The sequence below is a fragment of the Coleofasciculus sp. G3-WIS-01 genome (assembly GCF_040223135.1).
Taxonomy (GTDB): Bacteria; Cyanobacteriota; Cyanobacteriia; order Cyanobacteriales; family Coleofasciculaceae; genus Coleofasciculus.
In genome coordinates, this window is record NZ_JAVJZI010000271.1 from 1 (window position 1) to 21,910 (window position 21,910).

General features: G+C 45.9%; 21 protein-coding genes. 12 read left to right on the forward strand and 9 right to left on the reverse strand.

Going from position 1 to position 21,910, the window contains the following annotated elements:
• The first annotated feature begins 1,050 nt into the window (after nt 1–1,050).
• Nucleotides 1,051–1,893, forward strand: a complete 843-nt coding sequence (locus RIM23_RS29130) for a hypothetical protein (protein ID WP_446371779.1) — start codon at nt 1,051–1,053, stop codon at nt 1,891–1,893.
• Between the two features lie 48 nt (nt 1,894–1,941).
• Nucleotides 1,942–4,422 carry an ATP-dependent DNA helicase RecG gene (gene recG, locus RIM23_RS29135; protein ID WP_446371780.1) on the forward strand — a complete coding sequence of 827 codons (2,481 nt, stop codon included), beginning with the start codon at nt 1,942–1,944 and terminating at the stop codon, nt 4,420–4,422.
• 111 nt (nt 4,423–4,533) lie between these two features.
• Here the strand turns inward: recG and RIM23_RS29140 are convergent, their stop codons facing one another.
• The 3 genes from RIM23_RS29140 to RIM23_RS29150 form a co-directional block, all read right to left on the reverse strand.
• The gene (locus RIM23_RS29140) at nt 4,534–4,686 is read right to left on the reverse strand and encodes a hypothetical protein (RefSeq protein ID WP_446371781.1); all 153 of its coding nucleotides are present in this window, start codon (nt 4,684–4,686) and stop codon (nt 4,534–4,536) included.
• A 100-nt stretch (nt 4,687–4,786) separates the two neighbouring features.
• Nucleotides 4,787–5,392 carry a cytochrome b/b6 domain-containing protein gene (locus RIM23_RS29145; RefSeq protein WP_446371782.1) on the reverse strand — a complete coding sequence of 202 codons (606 nt, stop codon included), beginning with the start codon at nt 5,390–5,392 and terminating at the stop codon, nt 4,787–4,789.
• A 166-nt stretch (nt 5,393–5,558) separates the two neighbouring features.
• Nucleotides 5,559–6,299: an LmeA family phospholipid-binding protein gene (locus RIM23_RS29150; RefSeq protein WP_446371784.1), complete on the reverse strand. Its 741-nt coding sequence runs from the start codon at nt 6,297–6,299 to the stop codon at nt 5,559–5,561.
• 96 nt (nt 6,300–6,395) lie between these two features.
• Here RIM23_RS29150 and RIM23_RS29155 point away from each other — a divergent pair, with 96 nt between their 5' ends.
• Entirely contained in the window at nt 6,396–7,730 is a 1,335-nt protein-coding gene (locus tag RIM23_RS29155) for a glutamine synthetase family protein (protein WP_446371786.1), read from the forward strand.
• A gap of 59 nt (nt 7,731–7,789) precedes the next feature.
• Here the strand turns inward: RIM23_RS29155 and RIM23_RS29160 are convergent, their stop codons facing one another.
• Nucleotides 7,790–7,906, reverse strand: coding sequence for a photosystem II protein Y (locus RIM23_RS29160; protein WP_446371788.1), 117 nt, complete (start codon nt 7,904–7,906; stop codon nt 7,790–7,792).
• A 304-nt stretch (nt 7,907–8,210) separates the two neighbouring features.
• Complete coding sequence (locus RIM23_RS29165) at nt 8,211–8,765, reverse strand: gamma carbonic anhydrase family protein (protein ID WP_446371790.1); 555 nt, start codon at nt 8,763–8,765, stop codon at nt 8,211–8,213.
• Nucleotides 8,766–8,883: 118 nt separating this feature from the next.
• Between RIM23_RS29165 and RIM23_RS29170 the strand changes: the two genes are divergently transcribed.
• The 4 genes from RIM23_RS29170 to RIM23_RS29185 all read left to right on the forward strand — a co-directional run bounded on the left by RIM23_RS29170 (nt 8,884) and on the right by RIM23_RS29185 (nt 11,644).
• Nucleotides 8,884–9,393 carry a TIGR02652 family protein gene (locus RIM23_RS29170; RefSeq protein WP_446358962.1) on the forward strand — a complete coding sequence of 170 codons (510 nt, stop codon included), beginning with the start codon at nt 8,884–8,886 and terminating at the stop codon, nt 9,391–9,393.
• 245 nt (nt 9,394–9,638) lie between these two features.
• Nucleotides 9,639–10,085 (forward strand): VOC family protein, encoded by a 447-nt coding sequence (locus tag RIM23_RS29175; RefSeq protein WP_446371792.1) that lies wholly within the window; start codon nt 9,639–9,641, stop codon nt 10,083–10,085.
• A 121-nt stretch (nt 10,086–10,206) separates the two neighbouring features.
• A complete protein-coding gene (locus RIM23_RS29180) occupies nt 10,207–11,034 on the forward strand; it encodes an ABC transporter permease (protein WP_446371794.1) in 828 nt (275 codons plus the stop codon).
• Nucleotides 11,035–11,065: 31 nt separating this feature from the next.
• Nucleotides 11,066–11,644 (forward strand): hypothetical protein, encoded by a 579-nt coding sequence (locus RIM23_RS29185; RefSeq protein WP_446371796.1) that lies wholly within the window; start codon nt 11,066–11,068, stop codon nt 11,642–11,644.
• A 50-nt stretch (nt 11,645–11,694) separates the two neighbouring features.
• Here the strand turns inward: RIM23_RS29185 and RIM23_RS29190 are convergent, their stop codons facing one another.
• The 4 genes from RIM23_RS29190 to RIM23_RS29205 all read right to left on the reverse strand — a co-directional run bounded on the left by RIM23_RS29190 (nt 11,695) and on the right by RIM23_RS29205 (nt 17,353).
• The gene (locus RIM23_RS29190; protein ID WP_446371798.1) at nt 11,695–12,342 is read right to left on the reverse strand and encodes a type I restriction endonuclease; all 648 of its coding nucleotides are present in this window, start codon (nt 12,340–12,342) and stop codon (nt 11,695–11,697) included.
• Nucleotides 12,343–12,419: 77 nt separating this feature from the next.
• A complete protein-coding gene (locus tag RIM23_RS29195) occupies nt 12,420–13,550 on the reverse strand; it encodes a CO2 hydration protein (protein WP_446371800.1) in 1,131 nt (376 codons plus the stop codon).
• 196 nt (nt 13,551–13,746) lie between these two features.
• Nucleotides 13,747–15,243 (reverse strand): NADH-quinone oxidoreductase subunit M, encoded by a 1,497-nt coding sequence (locus tag RIM23_RS29200; RefSeq protein ID WP_446371802.1) that lies wholly within the window; start codon nt 15,241–15,243, stop codon nt 13,747–13,749.
• Between the two features lie 226 nt (nt 15,244–15,469).
• Entirely contained in the window at nt 15,470–17,353 is a 1,884-nt protein-coding gene (locus RIM23_RS29205; RefSeq protein WP_446371804.1) for an NAD(P)H-quinone oxidoreductase subunit F, read from the reverse strand.
• A 523-nt stretch (nt 17,354–17,876) separates the two neighbouring features.
• On the opposite strand from RIM23_RS29205, the gene RIM23_RS29210 reads away from it, so the two are divergent.
• From RIM23_RS29210 to RIM23_RS29230, 5 genes are all read left to right on the forward strand, one after another.
• A complete protein-coding gene (locus RIM23_RS29210) occupies nt 17,877–18,188 on the forward strand; it encodes a carbon dioxide-concentrating mechanism protein CcmK (RefSeq protein ID WP_446339170.1) in 312 nt (103 codons plus the stop codon).
• Between the two features lie 86 nt (nt 18,189–18,274).
• Nucleotides 18,275–18,616 (forward strand): carbon dioxide-concentrating mechanism protein CcmK, encoded by a 342-nt coding sequence (locus RIM23_RS29215; protein WP_006105258.1) that lies wholly within the window; start codon nt 18,275–18,277, stop codon nt 18,614–18,616.
• A gap of 128 nt (nt 18,617–18,744) precedes the next feature.
• Nucleotides 18,745–19,047 (forward strand): EutN/CcmL family microcompartment protein, encoded by a 303-nt coding sequence (locus RIM23_RS29220; RefSeq protein WP_446339168.1) that lies wholly within the window; start codon nt 18,745–18,747, stop codon nt 19,045–19,047.
• 271 nt (nt 19,048–19,318) lie between these two features.
• Entirely contained in the window at nt 19,319–21,031 is a 1,713-nt protein-coding gene (locus tag RIM23_RS29225; protein ID WP_446371806.1) for a ribulose bisphosphate carboxylase small subunit, read from the forward strand.
• Between the two features lie 277 nt (nt 21,032–21,308).
• A complete protein-coding gene (locus RIM23_RS29230) occupies nt 21,309–21,887 on the forward strand; it encodes a hypothetical protein (protein ID WP_446371808.1) in 579 nt (192 codons plus the stop codon).
• Nucleotides 21,888–21,910: the final 23 nt, after the last annotated feature.

A 21,910-nucleotide genomic window follows, 5' to 3' on the forward strand; every position in this document is an offset into this window, starting at 1 on the left:
ATAAACGGACGTGGAGAGGGTGTAAGACCTCATTTGGAGGCAACCTTCAGCGAAGCGTCAACCCCAATCAGCGACCACCCCGGCTAAAGGTGGCGTGGTGAGGAATCCCCCGCGCTCTTTAGCCGGGGGAGGATGTCAATAAAAGCCAAATCTAATCTATCAATTTAGGTGTGCCACGCCGCCATCGTAGTGGCGTGGCACACGTAATTTGATGAATTAAAATTACGCCCGGAAACCGTAGGGGCGCATGGCGTGCGCCCGATTCAATGGTAAAATCTATTCCACAATTTTAGCTGGGTCACGCCAATAGGTTAGATGGATGAAGAAAATATCCGCCGTAACCCACCCATATTCAGGGGATAAATGTATTAAACTTGACTGAATTTTTGGGTAAATGTTGGGTTCAACTGTGCAATTAAATTAAGCGAGTTCGTAGTTAGGGATGTGAGCCTTTAATTCCTTGAATAAAATTTTACAAATATTTACAGATAAGCGATGGTGCAGGCTCCCTCGTGATTTATCCGAGGGATGAAACCAAGCAAGGCGTTTAGCCTAGCAACTTTAGTTGCTTTTTTTGTTGGATTTAGGTACAATAGTGACGTGAGAAACAGAGTTTGTAGGTGATAACTCTGTATACATAAAAACCTTCTGAAAAACATAAATGGTGTACCTTCTCTTGCTAGGATTTCAAACGAGCCAAAATTCGTACAATGCCGATTTTCTCAGTCGGAATAGCATTTTTGTAAAAACTAAATAGTTAATAAGTACCGTAGGGCATAGGGAAACTTCCTAATTAATTTAGGTAAAAGCTTGGAGAGCTACCCGAAAAAGTGGAGTTCTAGATATTAAGTGATATTCGAGTTGGCTTCGGGTAGGACATAATTGTGTAAGACCTAATTAGAGGTGACTCGAAAGGGCAACGATTAGCTCAAGAATTCCCCGTATTTTAAGCGGGGGAGTGTCAATAAGGGGTGTCAACTTCGTCGGGGGATAATATCATGTTCGGTTGAATACTTACATTCATTTTGATATCGCCCAAGGCAAATGACAGTGAACGCAGTTGAACGCATTGAGCAGGATTTAGCTAAGATGGAGGAAGCAATCGCACATCTAGCTTCCCAACTCCACGACAGTTACGCCACCTATGTGACCCTGTTGGGGCAAACGGTGCAAAAACATTTGAAACAGGCAAGTTATCAGGTTTGTACTCAAGGCTATCCAGACGCATTTTTAAGTTTGTCCTTCAATCAGCGCCAAAATCTACAGCAAGCCTTGCGTCAGATTGGTAAGGAAGGACAAGAGGAGTTAATCTTACACTTACAGCTTCCTCAAGACCTATCATCAATCCTGGAAGACGAGGAATTAGAACCCATGGCGGAGTCAACGGAATCCTCGGCTGAAACCACAGCAAACCCTTCCCCAGATTCAGCCCTCGCCCCACAAAAACCAATTCTGCCCAATCAACTGCTACAGTGGCAAGAGATGTTAGAAGATAAAATTGCTCTCACCCTGCAAACAGTTTCCGTGAAGACCAATCGTCTTTTACAACAAGAGGGTATTATTCCCGATAAACTACCACCAACTGTCCTGGAAGCGGCAACCAAAGCAGATGCGGCGGGTGAAAGCAGTCCCGGTTCAAATCTACTCAACCTTTTAGTCGAAACCCAAATGTCGGATGATGACGATGATACAACCCTAACCCGAATTATTGCGGTTAACCTGCGCCTATCCGAAATTGAGTTTACTGAACCGCAATTAGTCAAAGTGCGGAATCAAATTCGGCACCTGATTGCCCACACCACTAAATTTCAGCGACAGTATCGCAAAAAACAACGGGAGTGGACAGTGGTTCAAGCCGAAGCCGCATGGCGTGCGAGTTGGTTTGAGGATTAGTCATTCGTCATTGGTTATTGGTCATTTGTCATTCATAATTCAGAAATTGTGGGTACAGAATTTCCAGATTGGACAAGATTACAAAAAGCACTTTCTGTCGAAGCCGAAAAGGGCTTTACTGATTTGCAGGGGAATCAGTACCGTTTTAGTGAATTTCTCTGCCTCAGTTTAGGGAAAACACCAGACGGACTTCTACCTGTGGAACGGCGCAAATGGCAGTCCATTGCGGCTGAGTTTGGGCGTTATGATCATAAGACTGTTGAAGACCGTCAACATCTGGTAGCTGATACACGACAGTTTCTTCACAAGCTGCAACAGGAAATTCAGCGTCGGGAATGGGAAAAGACTCATCCGCCTCAAACCCAGACGGTTAAATCTCCCCGGACTACGCCTCTGGTTGCGGAAACATCCCAGTTAAACGTCAATTTTACCCTGGACTCACCCTTGTCCGAGTTACCCGATATTGGTCGTCGCCGCAGTGATTTTTTAGGGCGTTTGGGAGTATATACGGTGCGAGATATGCTCTACTATTATCCGAGGGATCATATTGATTATGCCCGTCAGGTGAATATTAAGGATTTAGTCGCCGGGGAGACGGTAACGGTGGTGGGTACGGTGAAGCGTTGTAACTGTTTTACCAGCCCTCGGAATAAAAAGTTATCGATTTTTGAGTTATTACTTAAAGACAACACCGGTCAACTTAAACTGAATCGCTTCTTTGCCGGAAATCGCTACAACCATCGCGGTTGGCAAGAACAACAAAAGCGTCGCTATCCAGCCGGGGCGATTGTGGCGGCGTCAGGGTTAGTGAAAAAGAATAAGTATGGGATTACCCTAGATACCCCAGAAATTGAGGTTTTAGACCATTTGGGTGGGAGTATTGATTCCTTAAAAATTGGTCGAGTTATGCCCGTTTATCCTTTAACGGAAGGGGTACCCGCCGATTGGGTGAGACAGGCGGTGATGGCGGCGTTACCCGCAGTGAATCAACTGCAAGAGCCGTTGCCGAAGGGGATGCGCCAGCAGTATGATTTGATGGGAGTGAGTGATGCGATCGCGAATTTACATTTTCCCACAGATACAGATACCCTCAGCCGTGCCAGACGTCGCTTGGTCTTTGATGAGTTCTTCTATTTACAGTTAGGATTTCTCCAGCGGCGGAAAATGCAGCAGCAAGTTCAATCTAGTGCCATTCTCGCGCCCACGGGGAAACTCGTTGAACAATTTTATCACCTGCTGCCCTTTGAACTCACCTCTGCCCAAAAACTGGTGGTGAACGATATTCTCAACGACTTACAAAAATCTAGTCCGATGAATCGTTTAGTCCAAGGGGATGTGGGTTCGGGGAAAACCGTGGTAGCTGTGATTGCGATTTTGGCGGCGATTCAGTCGGGGTATCAAGCCGCGTTAATGGCACCAACGGAAGTATTAGCAGAACAGCATTATCGTAAATTAGTCAGTTGGTTTAATTTACTCCATCTGCCCGTCGAATTGCTAACGGGTTCAGTGAAGGTGAAGAAGCGCCGGGAAATCCATTCTCAGTTAGAAACCGGGGAATTACCCCTGTTGGTAGGAACTCATGCGTTAATTCAAGACTCGGTGAATTTTCAGCGCTTAGGATTGGTGGTGATTGATGAACAGCATCGGTTTGGCGTAGAACAACGGGCGCAGTTGCAACAAAAGGGACAATCCCCTCATGTGTTAACCATGACAGCTACACCGATTCCTCGGACACTGGCGTTAACCTTGCATGGGGATTTAGATGTGAGTCAGATTGATGAGTTACCGCCGGGACGCCAAAAGATTCACACGACAGTATTAACCGGGAAGGAACGCCAAAATGCTTATGACTTGATGCGTCGAGAAATTGCCCAAGGGCGTCAAGCGTATATAGTCCTACCTTTAATTGAAGAATCAGAAAAATTAGATGTGCGATCGGCAGTAGAGGAGCATCAGCGACTCTCTGAGAGTATTTTCCCACAATTTCAGGTGGGATTATTACATGGGCGGATGAGTTCGACGGAGAAGGATGAGGCGCTGAATGCATTTCGGGATAATCAGACCCAAATTATTGTCTCCACCACGGTGATTGAGGTGGGGGTAGATGTCCCGAATGCGACGGTGATGATGATTGAAAATGCGGAACGGTTTGGCTTGTCACAGTTGCACCAATTACGGGGGCGGGTAGGGCGAGGTTCTCATCAGTCCTATTGTTTATTAATGAGTGGGTCAAAAACCGATACGGCGCGTCAGCGTTTGGGAGTGTTGGAACAGTCTCAGGATGGCTTTTTTATCTCGGAGATGGATATGCGGTTTCGAGGTCCTGGAGAGGTGTTGGGGCGGCGTCAGTCGGGGTTGGCGGATTTTGCTTTAGCCAGTTTGGTAGAGGATCAAGAGGTATTGAATTTGGCAAGAGATGCGGCGGAGAAGATTGTGCTTGAGGATAAGGCGTTGGAGAGTTTGCCGTTAATTAAGGCGGAGTTAGACTATCGGTATTCTAAGTTAATGGGTGGGGCGATTTTAACCTGAAAGAATTAACTTTAGGGTTAGGAAACCGTTACCTGTCCAATATTCTGGCAAATCCAACTAACCATTTAGCCGACTAATTACGGAATACCCATTAGTTTTTAAACGTTCTTTTTAGATGGTTCCAGAGGTTTCCGGCAATGTCTCTACAATGTTTTGGCTCTGTTCTGGTTCCTCTGAGGGAAATAATAAGGGGGCAATCCAACCGAATATAATCCCGCCAATGACCACAATTTCTACAACAATCAGTAGCGTATTTCCTTTCATATCATGTTTGTCTAAACAGTGATCATTTCCCTTTTACCTGTTCCCTATCCTTACCATAACACTTATTCAGCAACCCCTAATTATTCAACCGGATATGATATCATCTATCTTCCCGCCGACCGAATGAAGGCAGTGTCTGAATCCACTTTTTTGGAGAATCGTCTGGACGATAGTTTAGCTTAAATATGGATATCCATAATGGCAATCCTCCTACCTTTGCACTGATTAATAAGTGAATGGCTAAACATCCAACTAATATAACCCATCCGGTTAGGTGTAAATAATACCAGATATGATTTAATTCCCCATTGGGTAACCATTCTTCTTTGATCATACTGCCAGTCATCAAGGAAAAGGTAATGGCTAATAACATCACCGTATTAATAATCCGATGCAGGCTATACCAACCGATAGGTTTACCCAATTGTCTAAGCTTTTGAAACGAATCGGGTTGAATGAGGCGTCTAGACCCTAGATGAAAACTGTATAATGCAAAGGCTGGCATTACCCCTAGGAGTAAGGTTTTGCCAAATGTACCATGAATGCCAATAATATCTGGAATTTGGGGCAGAGAAAGTTGTCCGAATCGCCCATCATAGGTATCATAAACCCAGTAGGAGGTGATGATAGCTAAAATGGCAATCAGAGCATTGACACCATGCAACAGTCTCAGAAGTAAGGGTTGATAAGGGGTAGCACGAGACATGGTTCAGGTTATCTCGATTAAAATATTCATATATAATAACACTCGCCCTGACAATATGAGTCAGGGCGGGTTTTGTTGATCCTTTCGCAGTTATTAAGCTGTTCGCTATTTAAAGCTTAATGTCAACAACTGCTCTCATCGTTGTCAGGCGAGCATCTATGCCAATTCACAGGGATGGAAACTGCGTCACATGAGCCACGGCTTGCAGGGTGAGTTGACCTTCTTGGACCTGCAAATGATGCATACGTAGCGATATCCCTGGCATCTCAAAGTGACTCAAGTGTAATATTTTACCCGCCTTGGTTACTAATGCTTGAGTGAATTCTGGTGAGAGTTCTTTTCCTTGGGCGTATTCCACCTTCTCTAGTACCACGCTGCGCCCGTCATCACTCACTCTAGGAGTAGTGGTGAAGGACACTCGTTGAGTTTCATTACTTTGATCTAGCCGGACGTCAGCATCAAGAGCAACTCGACCTTCGGCTAAGAGGCGACAATGTATCTGCTTGACGTTGAGAGTTTGCGGCTTACCATCCACCTGAACCTTGAGTGAGCGAAGCTGAGTCCCTAACACATCTGAGTTGAAGGCACGGTTAAGATCACCCTGGGCAATCACAATCCGTGCTGTTCCCTGAGTTGGTTGGGTCAGTTCAATGTTGCCCGTTAAGGCTTTGAAGGGAGCAACCGCAATGGTTTCTAGCCGGATAACCATCTCTTGTAGACGGATATCGTGTTCCATGATTAACCCCTCACCGTAAATCGCCAGGGATTCTAATTGACCCTTGGCTAACAGAGAAGGGTCTGTTTTGACTCGCACCTCGAGTTTTTTGGCATCATCGATTTGGCTGGACAGCGCCAGCGTCGCAATTCTGTTCAGGGTCTGTTCTCCAAGGCGGTCTAGGGTCAGCACGCGATCGCTCCTTTATCAGCCGTGTTATCTTCTCATTATATTAAGAAACGTTAATTTGTGGAGCTACTCTGGGTGAGAAACACAGGCAGAAAATGAATGGAAAAAGAACAATTACAAAATCTTGACCAGCAAAGGATTCAATTTGTCCGCCTTCTCTGGTGCGACAATGCCAATATTATCCGGGGCAAGGCAGTCCACCGAAAAGCCTTATCAGAATACCTCATCCATGGTGTGGGTATTTCTGCCGCTCAACAAGCCATTCCGGTTATGTATGATGCGCCTGTTGCTGGGAGTGGGTTAGGACCTGTGGGGGAAATCCGTCTCGTGCCAGACTGGAGTACGCTGAACCCTTTACCCTATTGCCCAGGTCATGCCCGTGTCATGGGCGATATGATCCTAAATGGTGTGCCTTGGAGTCTTTGTCCACGAAATTTTCTCAAACGCATGGTTGCAGAGGCTAACCAAGAAGGGTTAGAGGTGATAGCCGCATTTGAGAATGAGTTCTATCTCTTGCAGCGAAACGCTGAGGGCATTGTACCTGCGGATGAAACGGTATTTGCCTCGACGATGGCAATGGATTTGCATCAAGGGATTATTGATCACATTGCGGCAGCTTTGATTGAGCAGGGAATGCTAGTTGAACAATATTATCCCGAATCCGGTTCCGGTCAGCAGGAAATCTCTATCCTCTACACCAACGCCCTAAGTGCGGCAGATCAACAGATTGCCTTCCGGGAAACTGTCAAAGCGATCGCACTCCAACATTATCGTATCGCCTCATTCTTACCGAAAATCTTTGCTGATCAAGCGGGTAGCGGTTGTCACCTACACCTGAGTCTCTGGCGAGAGGGCGAAAATCTCATCCCCCATCCAGACGGAAATGGCGAACTTTCGGATATTGCCCGTCATTTTATGGCTGGAATTCTGCACCACCTACCAGCCCTGATGGCATTGACAACACCCACTACCAATTCTTACCGCCGCTTGCTACCCCGGTGTTGGAGTGGGGCATTCCGGTGTTGGGGATTAGATAATCGGGAAGCGGCTGTGCGTGTCCCTACCCATCCTGAACCCCTGAGTCCCTCTCATTTTGAATTCAAAACCGTGGATGCTACAGCGAATCCCTATTTAGCATTAGGGGCAACGATTGCAGCGGGACTCGATGGTATCCGCCAAGGCTTAGAACTGGCAACGCCTGTATCTGTAGATCCCGGTACGATGACAGATGCTGAACGTCAAGCGGCTAATATTGAACGATTGCCCAGTACCTTAGCTGAGTCGATAGAACAGCTTAGAAATGACTCGCTACTCCTTAATGCCTTGGGTGAGGATTTGGCTCATGTTTATTTGGCAGTTCGACAAGCTGAGTGGGAGGCGATGAGGGATTTCGATTTAGACGCCGAAGTCAAGCTTTTATTAGAGCGATATTAGACATGTAGAGACGTAGCATGCTACGTCTCTACAAAAGGTATTTGTGTCTATCCAACAGCTCAGGATTTATTCAGAAACGCCTGAATTTGACCGATAGCCGCTCCAGCAATGTTGAACAAAGCCCAGCTTGCGGCTAAAAGGATAGGCAACAAGACAATGAGTAACCGCCAATCCATAGTTTTACCTACCTCGCTTAATGCGTGACATCCTTCCACACCAAATCAAATATTATGGTGTAGGCTTCCAACATCGCTGTTAGACATTGCTGCCCTACGCCACTTATCTAGGCAAAATGCCCCCGACAGCCCGACTTGACAGCCAATTTCTTTCCCCCAGAGTCCCTGGGTACTCAGTTGATCATAGCCTCAATTACAGATTTCTGGTTAGGTGTAATTTAGATTCAGCATATTAAGTTAATCAAATTATGCCCCCAAAAGTCAATAGGTAACAGGTTTTTTTCAGCGTCTCATCTCCGTGTTCTCATCTAGGTGAGTGAAACCCCAAGTCTGTGCCTTTTCCGCCATGAACCCATGCCAGCTTCTGGTAACGCTGTGCATGTTCGATTAATTCAGCCGCCTCCGTTTCCGAAATATCGCGGACTTTTCGCGCTGGAATGCCGACTACCAGGGATAAAGGGGCAACATCTTTGGTCACTAATGCGCCAGCCCCGACAATACTGCCATGTCCCACCCGCACACCATCTAAGATAATCGCACCAATCCCAATCAGACAGCCACGTTCAATATGAGCCGAATGGACGACAGCCCGATGTCCAATGGTTACATGGTCTTCCAGGATCGTAGGTTTACCTGGATCTCCATGTAAAATCGCACCATCCTGAATATTGGTACATTCACCAATCTCAATCCGCTCGACATCGCCCCGCACCACAGCACCATACCAGATACTGGCTCCCGATGCGATCGCGACTTCACCCATAACTACCGCATTGGGCGCAACAAAGGCGGCTTGAGACAAATCAACAGCAGACCAATAGGAGGGAGTTGCAGGAAACTGGGGATAAGAATCAGTCACGATTGCCTATAAAACAGATGAGTGTGTTCGAGGGTATTCTATAATTGATGAAGCCACAGATATATTTATACAGGTACTAGCGCAATCGCCGAATGAATGACGATACCTTCAACCCTAGATGATTAATCCTAGTTTACAGTACCCCATATTCGGTTCAGAGATTCAATGTCCTCACTGTCGGCAGTCTATTCCGGCATTGACATTGACCGATACCTATTTGTGTCCCCGGCATGGCGCTTTCGAGGCAGACCCCAAAACTGAAGAACTCATCCATTTACAATCGGGGCGTCATTGGCGTCAATGGGAGAGTGAGTGGTATCGTCAGCATACCCATCCGGATGGGATTCGCTTTGAAATTCACGAAGCCCTTGATCGCCTGTACACTCAAGGCTATCGGGCAACACGGGTGATTATTGCCAGTCGCTATCGAGACTTAGTTAGCGCCTATCTGGAACGAAGTACCCCCTGGCGCGGACAATCTGAACCGGGACGTCCCCGACTTTATGGCTTACCAGTAGCATTTAGCCCTGATCCAGGCGAGGAACCCTGTTGGGAAGTGATTAACTTCAATTTGGAAAAAGAGCCGGGAATTCCAGTACGCTATCCTTATTTTCGATTATTTGAGTAAGTTTCATTGGTCATTCGTCATTTCAGGACTTACGCACAAACGCCATTTATGGTAGGGGTACGGCAATGAAAGAGCCCCTATAGGTAGCGCCTGTGCCGTCAAGAAAACGGAAGTCCTAATTTGTCATTTGTTTGCTTTCCTATCACTAAGTCGGGGCTGGTTTAGTTAAGTTAATGGTTTGAGTTGAAGTGTTAGTGGTAAAACCCGCCCCTACAGAGATCAACAATTAAAATTATTCGTGAATCATGCACCACGCTTCAATTCGCACGGCTGATATTCATCGCGCGATCGCGTTCTACGAACAATTAGGTTTCACGGTTTGTGAACGCTTCACGGCGGGAATTACTCTCGCCTGTTGGATGGAGGGATTAGACGGACGAATTGAACTGATTCAAATCCCGGAACCTAAACCTGCACCGGATGCGTTTGGGGATGAACATTATGTAGGTTACTATCATCTTTCCTTTGACCTCACCGAAACAGTTGCCGATTTACCCAGTTGGGTAGAATCGCTACAAAAGAGACTAGCTGAGGCATCGAGTCAAAATCCGGATCAGTTTCAGCCGCTGAAAATTCTCTTAGAACCCACTCAACAAATTATCGGCGATCGCCTGTACGAGGTGGCATTTATTGCCGATACCGATGGATTGCCCTTGGAATTTATCCGAGTCTTAGCAACCCGTCAAGGATAATCAGTTAATTGTAGGGACGGGTTTGGGGCCTAAAGTTTAATCGCACTGAAATCAGCATTTTAGGATCGCCGAGATCCTTTATGAAGTAATATTAAGAAGAGATGTTAATCCTATCGATATTGTGAAGTCTAATCTCGCATTCCCCTTCAGCAAAACTCTCAAAGGCAGTCAGTGGCAAACCATCTTAGCCGATAGTCTCACCGTATTCTGGGGCGAGTGGTTAAAGCTGCGGGTGAGAATCCTGCAAGTCGCGGCGGCTGGACTCATCTCCCCAGTGATTTACATTATCGCATTTGGGTTGGGATTGGGTAGCACCCTCAATTCAGCCATGGAAACGGCGGCGGGTGACAGCTATTTGGAATTTATCCTACCGGGGATGATTGCCCTATCCTCGATGACGATTAGCTTCAGTGGGACCACCTTTTCGATATGCGGTGAACGGCTTTACACCAAGACATTTGCTGAAACACTACTGATGCCCGTACACCCGTTAGCGCTGTATTTGGGTAAAATTCTAGCCGGAATTGTGCGCGGGTTGATGACATCCGGTTCGGTGATTGTGGTAGCGGTTCTGTTTACAGGTAAAGTTTTCAGCTTTATCAATCCCTTATTTTTGCTAGTGTTACTGCTGAATTGCGCCGTATTTTCTGGTTTAGGGGTAATTGTGGGATTAAATGTCAAGTCCTTAGAATCCGTAGGACTTTATAACAATTTTTTGATTGTACCGATGTCATTTTTGGGCGCAACGTTCTTTGATCCGAAAACGTTACCCTTGGCATTAAAAGTTATCGTCTACTTGTTACCCCTCAGCTATGCCAGTACCGGATTACGGGCGGCTGCTTATTTACCTCTATCCCAGTTTCCCTGGTATTCTATCCCAGTTTTATTAGCCTTCGCGATCGCACTATCCTTTATCGGGGCTTATAAATTCGCCCACCAGCAGGATTAGAGCTGAATTTTAATTCCCTGTTCCCTAAAAAATGACAAATGACTTCATTACGTTAGAACTACGCTGGTTCAATCGCGGTATTCTCCCCACAAAGGTAAACGATTGGTTTGCCACAGATTGTCCAGGCGAGACATTAGGATTGCCAGAAACGAGGGAGGATGTATATCTTTATATCCCCGATTGTCCTTATCTGAATATCAAATTTCGGCAAGGCAGTTTAGAGGTTAAGTGGCGTAAGGCGGAATTGGGTATGCGGCAATTTGGTGGCTTTGGGGAAGGCAGTATTGAGCAATGGATTAAGTGGAGTTGTCAAGACTCAACATCTGAGAGTATAATGCCCAAAAGCGGCTTTACACAAGGATCATGGGTGTCGGTGAACAAAGCGCGATCGCAACGTTTCTACCAAGAGATTACCTATGAGTTAACCCAGCTTACGGTTAATAAAGAGAATTGGTGGACAATTGCGTTTGAGGCACTTGTTGAAGTTGACACTATGAATTTGCAGGAATTTGAGCAGGGTGTTAGCGAAATAGGTTCGACGTATCAGGGATTACCCTTGCAAAATCACCAGTCTTGTGCCTATCCTAGTTGGCTTAATCTGATCGTTTAGAGGTTTAGTATAAATATGCATTTGTACGGTAGCACCGACGTGCATTAGTATCAACTTAAGCGATAACCCTCACTCATTGCTAATTGACCCAAACGCTTCAGTACACTCAAAACGCTATACAGTTCATTTCCTGGATTGAAAATATCAAACAGTTTAGATACAGCGTATCGAGTTGTTTCTCCTTTGACTAATTTTATAAATCTGAAGCTACTCCCATTCGTAATTAGTCCGTAGGCAGGTTTTTCCCGATCGGGATTTGATAGCATATAAGCGAGAAGTTGTGGTTTGCCAACGTCTAACGAAAATGCGGCTTTTTTTGATTCAATGACGACTAGCCAAACTTGTTCTAATAAAGCCAATACATCAATCTCTCCTCTGACAATAACTCCCTCATCTTCTGCGGCTATTGCCACAGACTTCTCGGATTTGATGTGGAAGGGGTGGAGGTAGAAGTCCGCTAAGTCTAGCAAGGGAGAAAGAACAACCATTTTTACGGTGTTTTCCAACAGAGGTGGGTATTTCGTTAAATTCTGATAACTGAGTTTTACTCTGTCCAACCTTTCTTTCTCGGCGTCAGTAATTTCCGGTAAGTTGTCCTGCCATTCTCGGAAGAATTGGTCATCTTCAACCAACTGGATGCCAAATTTTGTTTCTAATTCATGGAGAGTAATCTCTCTAGCTGCAAGAGTTTGAGTCATAATAATAGATAAGAATTATTTCCTATGAATGAGTGATAGCACAAAGGACAAAGGACAAAGGACAAAGGACAAATAACTCACTGATTAACATCATTGATCCGCGATGTGACAAATCGATCCATCCAATATTCCAAATACGCCCGATTTTCTGCCTGTTGTTCAGGTTCCGCCGTATCCAAGGGATGAGGCGCTAAACCCAAAATTGCCGCCGTTGTGACACAAAACATCGACTTCTGAAACGTTTGGCAGATCTGCACCCGCAAGTCATCCTGTCCCCGACGCGATCGCTGATACACTTGATGCAGATAATCAGGTAAGTAATGACGCATATCCTGCATCAATAATGTCGGTGGAATCCCCGCCCCCCCAATCGGTAACGGATCGGCATATAATGCTCCATAAGTAAACTTACCTTGTTCTGGCGGAATCTGATTAGCTTGGGCGTTATAAGAAACTGTCCCCAAAAACGGCGTTCCCCGGAAGAAAATCGCCTCCACATAGGGTACCGCCGTATCCATCAGAAAAGTTAACCCAGCGGATTTAGGAATTATCTCATACTCGCGATCGCGAATTTTCACGCCATAAGTAATCGGTTTATTCGCCGCCGCTACTAACCCATTTAAAATATGTTCGACAACTTGCGGAATTGTTTTAATTTCCCCATTGTCATAGCGATTAGATAACTCCATAAACATATCACTCATCACCCGCCAGAATTGCCCCAAGCCACTGTAATATGCCATCTGACGCACTTGTTCGGTGAGAAAATCGGGAAATAACCAATTTAACCCTTGAACAAAAAGATTCCCCTGAAACTTTGCCTGAATCACATCGGCACAGTGTTGCTCAAATTCTGGCGTATCTAGATAAGCATCTAATTTTCCACCCCCATGCCAAAACATAGCTTTCATACAGTATTCCGCATATTCAAAATTAATACGATCATGCCACCAGTGCTGCAATAGCTTCTGGAAAGAAACGTCACCGTTAAAGTATTTAAAAAAGGGAAAAAAGACTAAAAACTGATTCTCAGAAATATAAATTAGATTGCGGGAATAGGCATCTAGGACAATACCATAACTATGTAAAATACCCACAACCTCTAGCACATTCTCAGGTGAATCTACTAGAAGTGCTTGACCTGAATTCAGGCGTTCAATGTAAGGTTCTAGGGGATGATTTTTAGATTTCTTTTGACTAATAACCATGTAACTTATTGTTAATAAACTATTTTATTTATTTGAGAGGCTATTTATCAAGGAAACATGATTCCCTCAACCCCCTCTTGAGAATGGGATATATTCCCCCGCTTTTGATAGGAACTATTTTTCCCCCCTTTTGAAGGGGGGGCTAGGGGGGATCTCCAAACCAACCCGCCCCTACCCAATCACGTTTAACTTTATCTTACTGACTCACCTCAACCCCTAAAGCAATTGTCGATGAATTCGTCACCATCGTCGCTGTAGTTGTTTCACTCCACCGCACTAACCATCCCGGTTGAATGCCAAAAATCACAATCAACACCGCTAAGACAATCGCCGGTATCCGTTCACTCCAATAAACACGGGGTAAATCAATCACCTGCGCCGAGAGACGACCAAAAAAGGTGCAATCCAGCAAAATCAAGAAATACACTGCTGTTAAAACTGTCCCAATCATACACAGAAGGGTTTGCACAGGAAACGCCGGAAAACTACCCCGAAATACCAGAAATTCTGAAATAAATCCTACCATTCCCGGAATTCCCGCACTCGCCATCACCGCTAATACCATAAAGCTACCAATCAAAGGTAATCCCCGTTCCCGATTCAATAATCCATTGAGAACATCCAAATCCCGCGAACCCGTCTTCTTATAAACCACACCTACCAAAAAAAACAGTAACGCCGAGATTAACCCATGACTCACCATTTGCATCACCGCCGCCACCAGGGAAATTGACGTCGCTGCGGCGGCTGCCAGTAGAATATAACCCATGTGCGCCACTGAACTAAACGCCACCATCTTCTTCATATCCCGTTGCGCGATCGCATTAAACGCCCCATAGAGCACACTGACAACCGCCCAAGTCGCTAACCAGGGAGCGACTACTATCCAAGCTTCTGGAAATAATCCTAAACCAAAGCGCAATAATCCATAAGTACCTAACTTCAGCAACACCCCCGCCAAAAGCATAGAAATCGGCGTAGATGCTTCAACGTGGGCATCAGGTAACCAAGTATGAAAGGGTACTAAAGGAATTTTAATCCCAAAAGCGATGAGAATTCCCCCTAATAACAGCAATTGACGACCTACAGGCAATAATGATGCTAAATCTTGGACATTACCGTATGCAAAGTTATTTGCCCCGCTCAAAAAGACCACCCCTAAAAAGACAGCCAAAACCAGCGCCCCAGACGCCGCTGTATATAGTAGAAACTTAGTTGCTGCATAGCCGCGCCGTTTTCCGCCCCATATTGCAATTAACAAATATAAAGGAATTAATTCCAATTCATAAAACAGGAAAAACAGCAACAAATCTTGTGCCAAAAATGCCCCCGCCACCCCAGCATTTAATAACAGAATTAGCGTGTAATAAAAGCGAGGGCGTTCTAAATCCTCATCAGTACAGTAAACCGCCATCGCGGTAAGTAAACCATTCAACACCAGCAAAGGCATTGACAACCCATCAATACCTAAACTGTAAGTTAACCCAATCGACTCAATCCAAGACCAATTCTCTTGAAACTGAAGATTCATCTGACTGGGATCAAACTGCGCGAGTAGCACCAGCGACCAAACAAACAGACCACTGGCAACAATGAGTGTAACTTGACGCGCCCCTTTTGCCATCAGTCTAGCGGGCAAAAATCCTACGACTAGGGCTGTTAATAGCGGCAGTAAAATTAAGATACTTAGCATAATTTGGTCAGTTGTCTTATGTCATTCGTCATACTCGCTTCCCTTGAGAAGCAAACCAAATCATTTTCATTAGTCATGATCCTCTGCGTTCCTCTGCGTTAACCTCTGCGTACCTCTGCGTTAAAAAAATATAACTTTTGATACCAACGAATCAATCAGATCAGGTTTAGCCACACTTGGGTTAAGTCATAAATAGTTAAACCCACCCCTACAACCGAAAACATTTTTATTGCCCATTCAGAAACAACCACCGTTCCCAGTCCCACTGACTGAGGGGCCAACACATTAACACTGCTAATAAGCTTACACCGATGAGAATCGTTAACAGGTAAAACTGGGATTTCCCTGAAACACTATACCTTAATGATTGACCGCCAACGACAGTAGCCAGACCAACTAAATTCACCGCACCATCGACAATATGACGGTCAATCCAAGCAGTCAGTTTAGAAAACAGGTCAACGGCAAACACGACTGTCAAGTTGTAAAGTCTATCGACATAAAAATCGTAAGCTAAAAGATCTTGCAAAAATCTCACGGGTAAGCTAATAGATCTTAGTCCAGTTCTAGGCAGATCAATTAAACCCCCGATCGCACAACCGGCTACACTGGAACCCAATAATAATAGTTGGGGTACCTTAACCAAATACTCATACTTCTCAGGGGGTAACAAGTTTAATTGTTGCAGCAACAAAGGCATAATCAGAGTAATCAGAGTTAACCCCACCATCGGAAACGCCATAGGCCAAGCGACTTCAGGAGTGCGGCGAGTTTTTGGCTGGGGATTGCCTAAAAATACCAAGCGAAAGACGCGGGTTAGTCCTAAAGCGGTAATGCCATTCACCACGATAAAAGTTGCGACTAATCCGGGTGAATCAGTCCACAGGGAGTTAATACCTTTACTTAATGCCCAATACCCCCCTAGGGGCAATAGCCCAATCATCCCAGCCGTTCCGACAACAAAGGCAGTAGTTGTCGCGGGCATCCGTGACCACAAGCCGCCCATCTCGGTGAGATTTTGGTTACTGGTGGTGAGAATAATCGCACCGGTACTCATAAATAATAGAGCTTTGGCAAAGGCATGGGCGAGGAGTAACGCCACGGCAATATCAGCGCGTCCGGTTCCCACGGCGATAAACACCAATCCTAAATAGGCACTGGTGGTATGGGAGAGCGATCGCTTAATATCAACTTGGGCAATAGCGACTAAGGATGCACCAATTGCCGTCACTGTGCCAATCACCACTAACACGGATAAAGTAACTGGGGATAGGGCTAAAATCGGCAGCAGTTTAATCAACACATAAGCCCCACAGCAGACAACCAAGGAATTCCGCAAGACGGAGGCGGGGTTGGGTCCTTCCATTGCTTCATCTAACCACAAATGCAGGGGAAATTGAGCGCATTTCCCCAGGGGTCCAGCAATTAAGGCGAGTCCCAGTAACGTGGCGAAGACGGGGGAGAGGGTTGCGGTTCCCGCCCAATCATATAGGTTATTAAAGTCTAAGCTACCGGCGAGGCTTCCCAGTGTCACAACCCCCATTAACAGCAACATGTCTCCCACCCGTTTAGTGAGAAAGGCATCTCGTGCAGCGGTAACCACTAAGGGTTGAGCATACCAAAAGCCGACGAGTAAATAGGTGGAGAGGGTGAGCGTTTCCAACAGGGCGTAGCTTAAAAGTAAGGAATTACTCAACGCAATCCCACTCATAGCCCCTTCAAAGAATCCCATTAAGGCAAAAAAGCGAGCTAATGCCCAGTCTTTTTCCATGTAGCCTAGGGCATACAGCTGCGCCAACAGGCTGAGGCTGGTAACCACTTCTACAGCGCCTGTACTCACGGGAGACACTTCTAGGGCGAAGGAGAAATTGACGCCGCCGACTTGTAGCCAGTCGAACACAAACTCGTTCACCATCGGCTGATTTACGGCAGACCGAAAAATCACTCCGCCGTGAATACAGGTAACAATCGTCATTAATATGTTAAAATATGCAGCCGGACGGGGACCTGTGCGACGAATTACACCTGTTGCCCAAGGTAGGGTTAAAATTGCGCCAATTAACCCGTAAAATGGTATTAACCAAATTGTCTGATTCAGAAACTCTGTCATCCCGCTTGCATCCCTCGTTGGTTGATCATATAGATACAGAATTTTGCTTATTAACAGAGGGATTCTCTTGTCTTACTCAGCGTTTGAGTCCCTCTATTTAAAAGTCAGCTTAATCAAAGTGATAAACTGAGCTTATAGTTATAGACGCTTGACCTTCTCTCCCTGCTTCAGTGCTTCTGTTCTACCCGTTGCCCCAGCTTGAGATGAGGTGATTGCCACGACGCCTGGAAATAAATCATTCAACTTATAGAAAGATTATCAAAAAATTATAAAACAAAGCCAACTTTTGGCAAAAGCTGAGAATTTTGCCTAACCTCTCGATTATTATCGCGCCAATGTTAAGTTTTATTAAACATTTTGATTAAGAATTATCATAATAATTTATATTGTCAATTGTACCAAGCTTCTCTATGCTTGATTTTGGCTAGTAATTTATGGCTAGAATTCGGCATTCCCGTCCAAATTTTTGCCCAACCGGGATGGGCTGACTCATCGTCAACGTAGTTGCAAGGAGAAAATAAACGTGCCAATTGCTGTAGGAATGATTGAGACAAAAGGCTTTCCGGCTGTCGTCGAAGCCGCTGATGCCATGGTGAAAGCCGCCCGTGTCACCTTAGTCGGGTATGAAAAAATTGGCAGTGCGCGGGTCACGGTAATTGTGCGGGGCGATGTCTCAGAAGTCCAAGCTTCCGTCGCCGCTGGCGTAGAAGCGGCTAATCGGGTCAATGGGGGTGAAGTCGTATCAACCCACATCATTGCCCGTCCCCACGAAAACTTGGAATATGTCCTACCGATTCGATATAGCGAAGCCGTGGAACAATTCCGAGCCTATTAGCGATACCTCTACGCTTAGATTGGGCTAAATCCTGGCGCTGGTTAGGTGTCAAAACAGAGAAACCCCTAGATTTTGGAGAAACGTTTATGTCAATCGCCGTTGGAATGGTAGAAACCCTTGGCTTTCCCGCTGTCGTCGAAGCCGCTGACGCCATGGTAAAAGCCGCCCGCGTCACTTTGGTTGGGTATGAAAAAATTGGTAGTGGTCGGGTAACGGTTATCGTTCGGGGCGATGTGTCGGAAGTCCAAGCCTCCGTCGCCGCTGGTGTAGATAACGTCAAGCGCGTCAATGGGGGTCAGGTTCTATCCACTCACATTATCGCCCGTCCCCATGAAAACCTAGAGTACGTGCTGCCGATTCGGTACACTGAAGACGTGGAACAGTTCCGGGAAAGCACCAATGCTATCCGTCCGCTTAACCGTCCTTAATTATCCTTAAGTATAAAGAATGGGAAAGGCTGATTGGGAATTGGGGGAGCCGCAAGAGTATCTCCCTTGAGGGCGGAGACTCAATCTGCCAAAATCCAACTATCCAAAATCCCAGTAGTGGAGGATAAATGCAAATTGCCAGAGTGCGGGGTACAGTGGTTAGCTCTTGTAAAGAACCTAGCCTAAGAGGTGTAAAATTTCTCTTAGTACAGTTTATAGACGAGGAGGGTAAACCTCTACCCAACTACGAAGTGGCAGCAGATATTGTCGGTGCGGGTACGGATGAGTGGGTTTTGGTGAGTTGTGGCAGCGCAGCACGTCAGGTGGGGGAAAGTGATAAGCGTCCTATTGATGCTATGGTAGTGGGGATTATCGACACGGTTAGTGTAGATAATCACATTCTCTACAGTAAGAAAGATCAATATCGATAGTGTGGGGTGAGAAGGTAATCGGAAATCGTTAACACCAATTACGAGCAAGCTCTGAGTCGGACTCACTTGTCGGTCTAAGATTACTAACCGCCAAACAGAGAACTCAAACCCTGATTTGGCGGGGAAACCCAATAAGTATTCTACGATCTTTATCTTCCCATTTGGGCAGACATTCAAGGGATTTGGATGAGCAATTTGGATGAAATGCTCTTGGTTCAATCCCAGAAAACAAAACGTTGATATACGTTGTCAAAGGCAGGAAAATATTATCATGGTAGTTCGTAGCTACGCGGCACCCCCGACCCCTTGGTCAAAAAGTTTGGCGGAACCCCAAATTCACGAAAGTGCCTACGTCCATTCGTTTTCTAACATTATCGGAGATGTCAAAATCGCCGAAAATGTCCTGATTTCTCCGGGGACTTCCATTCGAGCAGACGAAGGTGGACCATTTTACATTGCCGCAGGCTCGAATATTCAAGATGGAGTGGTGATTCATGGCTTAGAAGATGGGCGAGTGATGGGAGATGACCAAAAATCCTACTCGGTCTGGATTGGCAAGAATACCTCTATCACTCATCTATGCCTAATTCATGGTCCAGCTTTCATTGGAGATGATTGCTTTATTGGCTTTCGCTCCACCGTGTTTAATGCTCGCATCGGTCATGGCTGTATCGTTATGATGCATGCCTTGGTGCAAGATGTGGAAATTCCGCCGGGGAAATATATACCTTCTGGAGCAGTGATTAATAACCAGCAGCAAGCGGATCGACTGCCCGATGTCCAACAGGAGGATCTCACGTTTGCTCACCATCTTATCGCATGTAATGAGGCATTGCGATCGGGGTATCAGTGTGCAGAGGATGAAGCTTGTATTGCGCCAATCCGCAATGAGAGGGTTCAGCCGTCTGAGTCGGATACCGAAAATGGAAATCAATCTTCTCGTCGTTCTTCTTATTCTTATAGTTCCATGCCTTCCTATACAGCCATAAGTTCAGACCTTCAAAAACAAATTCGTCAACTGTTAGCTCAAGGATATCGGATTAGTGCCGAATATGCAGATGAGCGGCGCTTTCGGACGAGTTCCTGGAAAAGTGCGATCGCGATTCACTCAGATCGAGAATCAGAGGTACTCGATGCTCTGAGCGATTGCTTAGCCGAACATGAGGGTGAGTACGTGCGCTTGATTGGGATTGACCCGAAAGTCAAACGGCGGGTGATGGAAGAAATTATCCAAAGACCAGGTGATCAACCATCCACGTCCACCCCCTCTAAAGCGTCTTCAAGTTATCGTTATAGTCAACCTGCGGCGAGCAACAACCGTCAAGTTTCCAGTTCACAACCTCAATTAGAGTCTGATCTTCAGCAAACGGTGGCGGGACTGGTCGCTCAAGGTTATGGGATTGGCTTAGAATATGCCGATGAGCGGCGCTTCCGCACCAGTTCCTGGAAGAGCGCGATGTCGATTCAATCCAATCGGGAATCGGAGGTGATGGCGGCGATTACCGAGTGCTTAGCCGAACATGAGGGTGAGTACGTGCGCTTGATTGGGATTGACCCCAATGCGAAACGGCGGGTGATGCAAGAAATTATTCAACGACCCGATAGTAAAGCCTTGACAACAGGGACATCAGTCTCCTCCACCTCCAATGGTCGCCGCGCCAGCACCAGCACTCCGGTATCCGCACCCGCTAAACCGGATTCTGTATCACTAGGAGACACCTCTTTGAGCCGAGAGGCGATTGATCAAGTCCGGGGTTTGTTAGCTCAGGGCTACAAAATTGGTACCGAACACGCTGACAAGCGTCGCTTCCGCACCAGTTCCTGGCAAAGCTGTTCTCCTATCGAATCCAATCAGGTTTCTGAGGTGATTGAGGGGTTAGAAGGCTGTATGGCTGAACATAGTGGAGAATATGTACGTCTGATTGGCATTGATCCAAAAGCCAAGCGGCGTGTTTTGGAAACCCTGATTCAAAAGCCAGAGTGAGCAACCATTACCTCAATAACTGTTAGAAGTCCGCTTGCAGAGAAAGGGTTATTTTCGATTGGGGATTTGAGATAGGGTAAGATCTCCTAGGGATTCTTTCTCCAGAATTGTTCAATTATAAATTGACAATCTTTAATCCTCAATCCCTTTCTTTGGCAGGAGAGATAATCCGAAATTGCCTGTTTCACAATCGAGAAACTTCTGATTCTATTGACCTGATTATCTTCACGTTTATAATGTCTATAAATATAAAATGCATTTGCCCCTGCCACTACCATTGAGCAGTCATTCTCATGTCTATGTTCAAGGTGATGTAACTATTGATCCGAGTGCTGTGATCTCATCGGGAGTAATTTTACGGGCTAATCCTGAGAGTAAAATTATTATCGGGGCGGGTGTTTGTATTGGGGCTGGTTCAGTTATTCACGCTTACCAAGGAACCTTAGAGGTAGAAACCGGAGCCAGTCTGGGTGCTGGTGTGTTGGTCGTGGGTCAGGGTAAAATTGGGGCAAATGCCTGTGTCGGTCCATTGACTACGATTTGGAATGCTTCGATTGAGCGATTACAAGTTGTTCCCGCCGCGTCTGTCATTGGCGATTCAGGGCGTCAAGTTGCTGATGTATCCTTAAGTGCGACTCCTCCGGTTAGCCCCAATCCTCCAGAAGCGGTGATCCCATCTCCTCCATCTCCTCCTAAACAGCAGGAGGTCAACCCGCCCGTTGATTCACAGATAGCTTCTAGTGAGTCCACGACGGAGGAGGAACCTGAATCTGCCAACTCCCAGGAGGAAAAGTCAGTCTATGGACAAGGGAGTGTAGACCGGATTCTCAAAACTCTATTTCCCTACCATCAATAATTTGTACGTCTGGTGGAGATAAA